General features: G+C 66.9%; 8 protein-coding genes and 1 pseudogene. All 9 read left to right on the top strand.

What is annotated here, in order from left to right:
- The first annotated feature begins 37 nt into the window (after positions 1-37).
- Positions 38-394 carry a hypothetical protein gene (locus tag CJ179_RS48810; protein WP_095866311.1) on the top strand — a complete coding sequence of 119 codons (357 nt, stop codon included), beginning with the start codon at positions 38-40 and terminating at the stop codon, positions 392-394.
- Complete coding sequence (locus CJ179_RS48805; RefSeq protein ID WP_095866310.1) at positions 394-1,788, top strand: ParA family protein; 1,395 nt, start codon at positions 394-396, stop codon at positions 1,786-1,788. The genes CJ179_RS48810 and CJ179_RS48805 overlap by 1 nt, the downstream gene beginning before the upstream one ends.
- A 58-nt stretch (positions 1,789-1,846) precedes the next feature.
- Positions 1,847-3,070 carry an insoluble domain protein gene (locus CJ179_RS48800; protein WP_095866309.1) on the top strand — a complete coding sequence of 408 codons (1,224 nt, stop codon included), beginning with the start codon at positions 1,847-1,849 and terminating at the stop codon, positions 3,068-3,070.
- A gap of 15 nt (positions 3,071-3,085) precedes the next feature.
- Positions 3,086-3,805 carry a hypothetical protein gene (locus CJ179_RS48795; protein WP_095866308.1) on the top strand — a complete coding sequence of 240 codons (720 nt, stop codon included), beginning with the start codon at positions 3,086-3,088 and terminating at the stop codon, positions 3,803-3,805.
- A 400-nt stretch (positions 3,806-4,205) separates the two neighbouring features.
- A pseudogene (locus tag CJ179_RS48790) lies at positions 4,206-5,421 on the top strand (DUF2637 domain-containing protein).
- A gap of 1,033 nt (positions 5,422-6,454) precedes the next feature.
- Positions 6,455-8,473 carry a cutinase family protein gene (locus CJ179_RS48780; RefSeq protein ID WP_095866306.1) on the top strand — a complete coding sequence of 673 codons (2,019 nt, stop codon included), beginning with the start codon at positions 6,455-6,457 and terminating at the stop codon, positions 8,471-8,473.
- 334 nt (positions 8,474-8,807) lie between these two features.
- The gene (locus CJ179_RS48770; protein WP_257016380.1) at positions 8,808-9,149 is read left to right on the top strand and encodes a hypothetical protein; all 342 of its coding nucleotides are present in this window, start codon (positions 8,808-8,810) and stop codon (positions 9,147-9,149) included.
- A gap of 190 nt (positions 9,150-9,339) precedes the next feature.
- The gene (locus CJ179_RS48765) at positions 9,340-10,515 is read left to right on the top strand and encodes a lipase family protein (RefSeq protein WP_257016379.1); all 1,176 of its coding nucleotides are present in this window, start codon (positions 9,340-9,342) and stop codon (positions 10,513-10,515) included.
- Positions 10,516-10,749: 234 nt separating this feature from the next.
- A complete protein-coding gene (locus tag CJ179_RS48760) occupies positions 10,750-11,883 on the top strand; it encodes an IS701 family transposase (RefSeq protein ID WP_095866302.1) in 1,134 nt (377 codons plus the stop codon).
- Positions 11,884-12,132 lie beyond the last annotated feature (249 nt).

Below are 12,132 nucleotides of genomic sequence, written 5' to 3'. Positions count from 1 at the left end.
CCGCTCCACCCCCGAAAACACGAGAGAGAGGCCACCGATGGCAGTCCGGCAGATCGAACGAGCAGTGATCCTCGAGCCCGAGGACATCGAGGCCATGCACCGCCCATTCGTCAACAGGGGCAACTCCGACCCCGTCGTTCGTGCCTTCCGAGAAGCGTTGCGGGCCTCCACACCCGGATGGCTCTCCGCCCTGGACACCGACAGCAAGACCGTCTCCCGCAGCCGTCTCGACGAGCTCCTCACCGCGATCGGTCATCGGCGCGACCTCGTGGGGGCGCTCCCCGACGGCGAGGTCAAGACCGAGGCACTCGATCAGCTCACCAGCCTCGATGAGCTGATCACCGAAATGCTCGCCCAGCTCGACGGCACCACCTCGGGCGCCGGGAGCCTGTGATGTCCCCGCAGATGACCGTCGCCATCGACGACGGAGGACGCCACGCTACGGCGTATGTGCCGTCGCAGGCCGCGACGCTCGACCTGCGAGGCGACACCGAGCAAGACCTGATGACCGCGGTGTTCGCCCAGGCCCACGCCGAAGCCCGAAGCAGCGGCCAGACGATCACCGTCGCGGTCAGCGGCGGCGCCGACACCGCGCCGATGCGGCTCGAGGTCGACCCCGACCAGACCATCCGCCCCGCCCCGGAGCAGGCAACGCCGCAGGAATCCGGGGCGCCCATCCGGGAACGGCCCCAGCGCCGCCCGGCGGGCGGCACTCCCGTCGTGCGGATCCAGGCCGAGGGCAGTGAGCCCACGGTTGCTGTGCGGCTGCCGGCGACCGATCCGACACCCGCGCAGGCAGCCGTATTCACCGAGCGCGAAGGCGGACACGACCGCACACCCCCCGCCCGGCCGCGGCGGCCGTTATCGGGGCTGGCCGCACCCGAGATCGTTCCCGGGACCGGTGAGCCTGCCCGCCTGGGTGTGCGAGGTCGACTCAACGCCATGCTCGGGTTGAGTCTCGCCGCGAAAGCGCAGTCGCCGGAGATGCGGCTGCGGGCCGCCGAGTCGGTGATCACCCGGGCGCTGCCCGATTTCTCGGTGATTACCGTCGCCAACCCGAAAGGCGGGGTCGGGAAGACCCCGTTCGCCGTGGCTCTCACCCAGACCTTGGCCGACCTGCGCGGCGCCAGCACCGTGGTGTGCGCGGATTTCGGCGAGGTCGGCGGCAGTCTCGCCAACCGGGTCGCCGTCCGTCCGTCGCCGGGCAACGACGTCCCCGCCTTGCTGGCAGCACATCCCGACCCTGATGTCGCCATCCGACCCTCAGCGCTCTCGCAGCACCTGACCCGTCAACCGTCGGGTGAGGACATCATCGCGGGACGCCGCGGCGACACGACATCGGTTCTGGGCGAAGACCATGCGGTGCATCTGGCCGCGATCGTGGCCCAGCACCGCGACATCCTTGTCGCCGACACCGGCAACAACCCCCTCGCGGGAAGCTGGCAGTGGGCAGTGAGGGCAGCGGACGTCGTCGTCGTCCCCGTTCCCTTGCGCTGGGACGCCGCCGACGCCGCAGAAGAAATGATCACGGAATTGGCGGCGACCGCCACCGATGTTCTCGCGCGCACGATCGTTGTCATCACCGCCGGCCCCGGGGACGCCCCGATGGTCGAACAGGACACCGTCGAGGCCCTCCGGGACCTGGGAGTACCGCTCGTGGCGCGCATGCCGTTCGAGCCGCTGTTCGCGTCAGGGGAACGTCTTGCACTGTCGCGGCTCGAACCCAAGACACGAGCAGCGCTGACCCGACTGGCCGAAGAGGTCGTCAAGACGATCTCCGGCGCCTGACTCGGCCATCACCCACTCACCTTCGATTCGCATCTGGCCACTTCACGAAAGGCACACAATGAGCAACGCCACCGGCGGCAACCGCGCCGCCCGCCGCGCCCGAGGCCCGCACCGCCGACAGAGCGCCACACACGCAGCCAAGGTGCTGGCAGTGATCACCGCCGCCCTGGCCTCCAAAATCGCCCAGTCCCCGTCCGCGTTCGCCGACCCGATCCAGGGCGGCGTCACCGGCGACAGCACCCAGGAAGGTGTCACCGGCGCGGACACCCCCAGCGGAACCACCGCCCCCACACCAGCACCCGAGACCGCCTACGTGCCCGAAACCCCGGCGGAACCGGTGTACTGGGTCGAGCCGCCCGCCGAGTACCAGAACATCGAGTACCAGCCGCTCCCGAACTACGACTACGACACCAATGCCTATGTCGAGCCGGAGAACTACTCGATCGGTCCGGTGCAGTTCGACCAGCTGCACCTGCCGACGCCGGTGGAACCGACCGCCCCGTTCATCGCCCCACGCGACACCCTGCGCATCGGCGAAATCCATCTCAAACAGCCGAACTGGATCAGCGACGGCGACCGGGACCGCACCAACAACACACTCTCCGTGGTCCAGGCCGGGGTTTCGACGGGTTGGCGGTCGATCGGTGTGGAAACGTCTCGGGCCGACCGGATCGCCGCCGCACAGGTCGGTGCCGGTGCCGCCGGGGCAGCGCTCGGCGCAGTGACCGCCGGCGGGGCGGCAGCCACCGCGGGCGCACTGGTCGGTGGCACCATCGGCGGCCTCGCCGGAATGACCGCAGGCAACGTCTTCCTTCCCGGACTCGGGTGGGTACCTGCCGGGATCGTCGGTACCGCCGCGGGTGCCGGACTCGGTGCCGCGGTGGGTATCCCCGTCGCTGCGGCCGGAGCGGTCGTCGGCGGTGCGGCCGCCGTCGCGGCGGTGACCCCGATCGCTGCCGGCGACAAGGGAGAACCGCGCGAGATCGAGGTACCGGACATCGACTCCGAGGCCGTGACCGCCCAGACCGAGACCGTGCTCACCGACTGGGAGAACTCCGGCCCCGTGGGGCAGGCGGCCGCCGACGCCGTACAGGACACGGTCGAAGCTGCGCCCGCGATCGACCAGCAGGCCCGCGATTTCGTCGCAGCCCAGCCCGGCGGCGAGCAGATCATCGAGCAGGTCGACACCACCCTGAACTCGTTCTTCACCGACGCCACGCCCGGCCTGGCCGGAAACCTCCTGTCGGGTGCCATCGGCGGCGGCATTCCGGCCGCGAACTGACACCGAAGAAGGCGGGTGCACACCATGAAGAAGCCGACCCTCGGCCGATCGACCCCGCGGCATCCCGCGGTGATCGACCTTCTCGGCACCACACCCACCGCCGACCACCCGCCGGGCGCCCGCACCACAGCGCTCGGCGGCCCGGCCACACCACCGCCCCCACCCCGGTCGCCTCTACCGCCGGCCCGCGGCGGCCGCGGGCCGGGAAAGAAAACGGTGGCCGCCGTCGCAGCGGTCGCCGTCGCCGTGGCCGCCGGGGTAGCCGTCAGCCACCTGCGCAGCGGAGACAGTGAAACCGCGTCTACCGCGGTCACAACCAGCGCCACCGCAGCAGCTGACGAGAACGGGCTGCCCATCCTCAACCTGCCCGAACCCGAACCGGCCGAACAGACATCCGCGTTGGACGGGGAGTGTCGGGCTGACCGCGGTGACCAGAAGAGCGGCGCGGGCGTGATCGCAGCGTTCAACCACGCGTACTACAGCCTGCGCAACGGTGAAACCGCCCGAGCGCTCGCAACACCGAGCTCATCAGTGCTCCCTGGACCGGAGCTGCAGAAGGTCATCGACGCGGTCCCGGTCGGCACCAACTACTGCCTGCGCACCGTCGAACTGTCCGACGGGGTCTACCTCGTCGATCTGTCCGTGATGCAGCCCGCCCAGCCGATTAAACGCGGCACCCAGACCGTCACCACCCAGAAGATCGACGGGCGCTGGTACGTCGATGTCTTCACCTGAGTCCCTAGCTCCGAGGTGGAGTGCGAGCCAACGGACCCGACCGAGCGAGGACGTATCCATGCAGAGCACGCGAATCATCAGCACAGCCGCAATTGCGCCGTGGCGCAGGCGTTCCGCACACGATGCGCTCAGAGGTAGCGCTGACGAGCGGCGGGCCACCGTGCGCCAGGACGTCGTCGCCCCGCCTCCGACGCACCCGACCGCGGATGAGGCCGTTACTGGTAAATGGGCGAGCAATGCCAGCTGCGATAGCACGCATTGCCGCGTGTGAAGTGTTGCCCGGCGGACAGTGCAACACCGCAACACCGCAACGACCGTCCGCAACGCCACACAGGAAACCCCACCGGCAGCAACCAGTGGGCCTTCCCCGAGTGGGAACCCGTGGAAGGAGACCCCGAGCATGACCGACCTCACTATCCGAGCAGCACGAATCCAACTTCACGCCCTGATAGCGGCCCTCATCGTTGCGATCACCATTGCGATCGGCATCACCACAGGCGCCTTTGTACTGTCCTTCGCCGTGCAACGTGACCTGGCGTTGCAGGCGGGCATCCCGCAATACCTCACCTGGATCTTCCCGGCCATCGTCGACGGCGCAATCCTCGGCGCAACGATCGCGGTCGTTGCATTGAGCAAAATCGGCGGCAGCGCAACGGGAAAACAGTTCTTCCTCTGGCTCGCCGTAGTCGTGGTCTTCATCAGCGTCTTCGGCAACGCCTACCACGCACACCGCTCCGGGCAAGCCGCCGCGACCACCATTGCAGCCGGCATCGACCTCGGTTTACGCGCCGCTGTCTCCGACCGGCGCCTCGCTCATTGCAATCATTCCGCCGCTGCTGGTGTTGGCCTTCACCCACGGTGTCGGCATCCTCATCAAGGCCATCGGCACCGCCCACACCGAGTACACCGCGGTCGTGCACGACGCCCGACACCGTGAACACCAGCGGTCCGACCAGGACACCGCGACCGACTACCGAATGCCGACCCCAGGGCCGACGTCGTCGGTCAACCGCAACGCCGGACGCATTGCGCCATCGGTCAACCCGAAAGATGCACCCATCGTCTTCGCTGCGTCGGCACCCGATTCATCCGCTCTCGACGACCGTACGGAAACCACCGCTCCGGAACCGGAGGGTCGTCCTGCTGTTGCGGGCGCCCCACAACCGACCACTGCGAAGCCTGGTGAACTCACCGATGTCAGAGCCCACGCCACGGAACACGAGGACCACCTTGCACGCAATGCAACGGACAGTGGCAATGCCCACGCGCCACAAATCGGCAATCCGCCGAAGGATTCGCAGGAGCGGTTCGTAATGCCGGACAAGGCCCAAACCATCGACAACCTCCTCGCCTTCATCGATACCTGCGCCGACTTCGAACCGGTAGTCAAGGAGACGGCCCGACTGCGAATAACTGAGCAGCGCAGCTACGCCGAGATCGCCACGCTCACCAAAGCCAAGGCCGCGAGCACGGCAATGCGCCGCTTCGACAAGGTCGCGCAACGCGCCGTGGAGGCCGGTTTCCGGAGGCCTCCGTTGCCCGAGCATGAGGACATCGCCGAGGAACGCAATGCGGCAACGCTTGACCACCAGTACACCTTGGTTGGGTCACGGTGATGACGTGCCTCTGGTAAGTGCGGTGAGGACCAGTTCCTGCGCTGCAACCTGAGTGCGAGAAGGCCGATCAATAAGCGACAGGAAAAAAATTCCGTCGGCACCGGCGAACAGCGATCCGCATCACGTCCAGGAACCTTTGCCTAACGTATGCCGTTGTTGCAGACGGCTGAGGTCCTACGAAACGCCAGAGAGTGCAACGCAACGTCGGTGACGAGGCCGACGCCGCAATGCCGGATCTCGTTGCCGACAGGCAACGGCGTTGCGGTGCGGCGCATGCAACAGCTCAGCGGTGTGCGAGGCCGTTGCCGGCGGGGGAGGAGGTCAGCTTGCACGCAGCCCCCGTCTGACGCATGTTTCGCCGCAGGGTGCAACAGGGCCACAGTTTGCATGCCGACGTTGCCGAGTGGACGCAACGCCGCGCTGCATACGGCCCGTCAGGGTGGTGTCGATGCCGCCGCGCTGATCGCCCGCATCTCGCTCAACTGTTAGCGGGCTCGCGAAAACCCAGCATCTGCACGGGTCGACCAGCCAGAAACTCGACCAGGCCCGGGTAGGAGTCCTCGAAGCGGACAGCCCTTCGGCCGGACGGTAGCGGGGAGAAGGCCGCGGTCTGAGTCAAAGGCGACGTGGCCGTGCACAACGGTCCGAGGTTGGGCATGACTACCGCGTTCCAGTCGCGAACTCCGACACCACGTTCAGAACGAGGCCGGCGAACTTGGCATGCCTCCTAACGACGCGAGCGACCGCGTCGTTGCGGTGCTGGGAGTCGCACGCCACCCTCGACACTCCGCAATGGCTTCGACCGGGCACAGCGGCAGATCAGCCGATCTATGGGACGTGTCGACCACGACGGCCGGGCGCCCGACGTTCGTCGACTTCCACTTGGCGGATGGGGGCGCCCAACCGCCGTACGTCAGAACGTCGGCGCTCCCCCGACACGCCCGACCGCGTGCGGGGGTCGTTGCTGGTAGACGGACTGCGACCGAGACTGACAGCCGGAAGGCACCGGCTGCAGCGCGATAGGAGTCCGCACATGGCATGGTCAGCGAGACGTGGGCTCGCGGCGGTCACCACCACCACTATGCTGTGCGGGACTGCGCTGCTCACAGGGCCCGTGATCGCCCATGCCAACCCTGCCAACTGTGCGTCGACATTCAACTTGTTTATTCCCGGCACGTGGGAGACCAACGAGAACGCCGACCCGACCCGGCCGGTGGGCATGCTCGCCCCGGTCGCGGCGGCAATCGAGGCACAGAACGCTGCTCGCGCGCAGATATACACGCTGCCGTACATGGCGCGCGCGTTCGACAACGGCCACACCTACGCCGACAGCAAGACCGACGCGGTCAACAAGGCCACCGCCGTGCTGCGCAACTACGCCGACAAATGCCGGGGCGCGAAGATCACGATCACCGGATACTCCCAGGGTGCAGACGCTGCAGGCGATCTCGCGTCGGCAATCGGAAATAATCAGGGTCCGGTCGATGCGGACCAGGTCCTCGGTGTGGCACTGATCGCCGATCCCGGTGCCGGCACGAAGGGCGCCGCAACGGTCGGGCCGAAGACCTCCGGGGAGGGGATCGCCGGCCCCCGGTCGCAGGGCATGGGCACGCTGTCGGGGCGGGTCGCCTCGATCTGCGATCCGAAAGACCTGTACTGCTCGATCCGCAAGGGCGCCAACCCGTTCCTCGGATCGCTCGGGTCGATCCTGTCGAAAACCCCCAGCAACGACAACACCAACACCAACACCAACACCAGCGCCGGTCCCGGTGCCGGTGGAGGCGACGCGGCGGTCGCCACCGCGCTGACATCGGATTTCACCGACGCAGACCTGCCCGGTCTCGGATCGAATGTCGACGCGCTCGGAAGGCAACTGCGCGGCACCGACACCGGCGGGACGGTTGATGTGCACCGGATCGCCGACACCGCGACCTCGCTGTCCAAGACGCTCAGCCCACTCGCCGACCTGCTGCAGTCCGGTGCCGCGAACACCGCCGCCACCGCGCGCCTGGCCGCAGCCCCGGTGGGCACACCGGAAAACGCGGCCGCACAGGTCCTCACCACGGCGAGCCACGCGAACCTGACCGGTGCACTCGTCTCGGTGACCACGATCGCGAACACCGCAGCCAAACTCGCCAATAATGGCGCCACCACACTGCCCGCCACCGCACCCGAAATCGCTCAACTCGCGGGCACCGCCGCATCACTCGGTAGCCAAATCGCACCCGTCGCCGCCACCCCGGCAGAGGCCCTCTCCTCCGCGTCGAGCGTGCTGTCGGTCCTCAAACCGAAAGTCGTCGTCGACCAGGCACTGAACGTCGTCACCGGCGTCACTGCCCTCGATATTCCGAAGATCCTGCACAACCTGATCGTGCTCCCACAAAGAATTGCCGCCGGCGATGTCCGCGCCGCCCGCGATACCGCCCGAGAGCTGAACGTGCAGTTCGAGCCCATGGTGAAGATGGCCGCCGGTGTCGACTTGAAGTGGGTCTCCCAGATCCTCGCGATCATCCCGGACCCGTCCGGCTACACCCAGATCGCGGCGCTGGTCACCAGCATCCTCGGCAACGTCGACGTGATCAAGCTGGCCAATATCGCCGGTCAGGCGCAGGAAATTGCGTGGGCCGCCGCGGACAAGCTCTTTCCCCCGCCCGGGGTGCTACCAGACCCGGTCGGTGCTGCCGCGCAGACCACGGCGTTGATCCCACTCGGCCTCGACCTCGCCTCGGTGGCCGCGAACATGCTCACCGGCACAGCCGGTAAGACCGACCCCGCGCTGCTCGGCAAGCGGGCCAATCCCGTCGGGAACGCGATCACCACGCAGGCGCAGACCCTCGACCTCGCAGCACTCGCTGGGTCGGTGTCGACGATGGCGCAGTCGCAGGGGGTCGAGGATCTCGCCCACGTTGTCGGCGAGGGCCTGAACGCGGCCAGCTTCTTCGCCTCCGGTGCACACCAGAGCTACCAGAACCTGGTCGTCGACAACGCCGGCCGCAACGCCATTCAGTGGGTCTCGGATTGGCTGAACCTGCAGATCACCCGCGCTGTCTGACGATCCGACCGCGTCCGAAGTCGAAGAGGAGCACCGGAAAATTGGCCGCTCGAGTACATCGCCCCACCTCCTGTTGGGTGACTTGCCCGCACTGCGGCAAACGCACCTACTTCACACGCAAGGATGCCCGCGCCGCCCGCACCCACCACGAAAAGCGACAGGGCCTGTCGATCTACCCCTGCCCACACCAACAAGGGGGCGGCGACCGCTACCACGTCGGGCACCGGCCAGAGGGGTTGGGCCGCGGCGACATCGATCGCGACACGCTCGCCGACAATCAGCGGGGAACACTCTCCGAAGGCAGGTTCGCAGCCGGGGGTGCGCGGTGACCCTGATGAACGCCACGGGATCACCGACCACCCCGATTCCACTCGACCCCGGCGCCCGCATCCGCTTCGGCATCGAACCCCACCGCCCCTACACCGTCCGCGCAATCTCGGAGCACTTCGTCATCTGCACCCGCAAACGCGACTTCGCCACCAAAGGTGACTTCGTCTACACGGTCATCGACTGGCGCAACGGAATCCGCGGCCCGATCAACGTGATCGGGCACAGCTGCGACGTGAGCACCGATGAGCAATGCCGCGACCTCCTTCACGACCTCGAAGCCGGCAGGTGGGAAATCAGCCACCGCAACCGCGTCCAGCTCGACATCCTCGACAGGGGCGAGTCATGAGAGAGCGCACCCTCGAGCAGCTTTCTCGCGGTGCTGCGTCGAGGCTGGATGGCATGAGGAGTGGAGACAATCCAGCACCTCGTCGTCTCATCGTGTGCCGGACTGGTGGGTGTGGTCATCTGTTCGGTCGGTACGATCCGCATCGTGTTCGTCGGGGAACGGGCACCGAGTTCATCGGAGGGGATCGTCGATGTCAATGTTCACGGGCTCACCAAGAGGCACACGTCTGTGGCGACGGTCCGTACTGGCCGTCGCGGTATGCGTAAGCGGGATAGTTCTCACTGCCGCACCCGCCGCCGCCCTGCCCGACGACATCCACCCGGCGGGCGCATTGCTCGCCGAGCAGGCTGTCACCGCCGCGTTTCTCCCCGTCGGTGCCGCGGATACCAGCGCTGTCATCCGCTATTCCACGTTGCGTACCGCGACCGAAGCCGGTGAGTCCACAGGATCGGTGTTCCTGCCACAGGGTGCACCACCTGCTGGTGGATGGCCCGTCGTGTCCTACGCGCATGGCAACGTCGGAATCGACGACGAGTGTGCACCGTCGATCACCGGATCCAGTGACGTCGAACGGGAATTCATCGAACAGTGGCTCGCCGCCGGATACGCGATCGCGGCCACCGACTACGCCGGGATCGGAACCGAGGGAGTCAACGCGTACACAGACGGACCGGCAGCCGGCGCCAACGCCGTGGACATCGTCCGCGCCGCCCACCAACTCTACGGTGACCAACTCAGCGACCGGTGGATCGTCACCGGCCTGTCCCAAGGCGGTCACGCCACCTACTTCGCCGCCCACCAGGCCACCACCCGCACACCCGAACTCGACTTCCGCGGTGCGATTGCCGTCGCCGCCCCCACTCACCTCGATCAGATCTTTCCGCTTGCCGGACCGAACTTCCCGGCCGTGCCGGTCGCCGGGATCGCCCACTACGTCCTCTACACCCTCGCCGGACTGGACGAAGGTCGCCCAGAACTCGACATCCGCCAACATCTGACCCCCACCGGAATCGACCTGATGGAAAAGGCCAAGGCAACCTGTAGCAACGACCTGAACGAATATCTGCGCACCCACCCGGTTACCGTCGCGGAACTGTTCACCGCCCCACTCGACACCCCGGACCTACGCGGTGTGCTCGACCAGATGCAGCATGTCCCCACTGACGGGTTCGACCGACCAATCCGGGTCGTGCACAGCCTCACCGACACCAAGGTCCCAATCCCACTGACCTGGGCACAACTCGCCGAAATGCATTCCAGCGCTGTCGACGTCGAGTATCAGGAGCTTTCCGCGACGGACCATGCCCACAGCCTCACCGCGTCGATGCCCGGGTCGCTGAACTTCGCCGCCCGGGTACTGCGCTGAGCGCACCCGCCGCGCGGAGGAGGACGTCTATTGCCCGGGTTCGATACTGACGCAATGAGAATGGAGTGAAATGACCTGGAGCCTGGGCACAACGTGATGCACGGTCAATGGGACTGGTGACGCCAGGACCCGCAATGGCGGAGTGGTGGCCGGCGAGTACCCGTGTTGCTGGCGTTATTCTCGACACCTAGTACTGCAACGGCACTTGCTTGACAGGTAGACGATACTGGTTGTGTGGTCCTCGATCTGGTTGTTGCCGAGTTGGAAGCGTTGCATGAGCGGATCTCCGATCGGTTCGCCCGGTCAGAGCCGCGGTCCCGGGTCCGTGAATATGTGACGGGTCTGGTTGCGGGTCTGGAACGCAAGAACGGGTGGACCCTCGCCGAGCGGGCCGGCGAAGTGAGCCCGGACGGGATGCAACGGTTGCTGCGGCGGGCGGACTGGGACGTCGACGGGGTGCGCGACGATGTGCGTGACTACGTGGTCGAACGCCTCGGTGACCGCGCCGGGGTGTTGATCGTCGATGACACCGGATTCCTCAAGAAGGGCACCCGCTCGGCCGGGGTGCAACGCCAGTACTCGGGCACCGCCGGGCGGGTGGAGAATTGCCAGATCGGGGTCTTCCTCGCGTACGCGAGCGCGGCCGGGCACGCGCTCATCGACCGGGAGCTGTACCTGCCCGAGTCGTGGACCTCCGACCGGGACCGGTGCCGCGCCGCCGGCATCGGTGACGAGGTGGAGTTCGCGACCAAACCGAGACTGGCGCAACACATGATCCAACGCGCCCTCGACGCACAGGTGCCCTTCTCCTGGCTCACCGCGGACGAGGCCTACGGTCAGGTGAAGTACCTGCGGGTCTGGCTCGAGGAACGCGATGTTTCGTATGTGTTGGCCACCCGTTGCAACGACGATGTGTTCACCCGACACGGCCGCTCCGGCCGCGCCGACGAGATGATCGCCGCGGTCCCGGCGAAGCAGTGGCGCCGGATCTCCGTCGGCGACGGCGCGCACGGCAGGCGCGAGTACTCCTGGGTGCGGATCCCGATCCGGATCGCCTGGGCACCCGGGCGTGGGCACTGGCTGCTCGCCCGCCGATCCCTCTCCGATCCGACCGAGATCGCGTACTACATCTGCGCCGGACCCCGCCGCACCACGCTCACCGAACTCGCCACCATCGCCGGCTCGCGGTGGCGGGTCGAGGAATGCTTTCAGCAGGCCAAGAACGAGGCTGGCCTCGACCACTACCAGGTACGCACCTACCGGGCCTGGTACGCCCACATCACCTTGTCGATGCTCGCCCTCGCCTGGCTCGCCGGGACGAAAACCGAAGCGGTAAAGGGGGAATCGGAACCGAAGATCAGGGCATGATCGGCTACACGGTACCCGAGATCCGCCGTCTACTCGTGTTTCTGATCCTGCGACACGCCCACCCCGACGAGCACATCTGGTCCTGGTCGCACTGGCGGAGACGCCGACAACACCAGGCCCGCATCTGTCATTACCGAACCCGCGGCCACGTCCCATAAGTGCCGTTGCAGTACTAGGGCGTGTCTCCCAATGATTTGGGGTGTTATGCGGCAACATGTTTGCTGTGACAGAGGTGATGGATCGATATCA

The sequence above is a fragment of the Rhodococcus sp. ACS1 genome, from assembly GCF_002300155.1.
Lineage (GTDB): Bacteria > Actinomycetota > Actinomycetes > Mycobacteriales > Mycobacteriaceae > Rhodococcus_F > Rhodococcus_F koreensis.
This window is presented reverse-complemented; position numbering and strand designations above follow the sequence as displayed.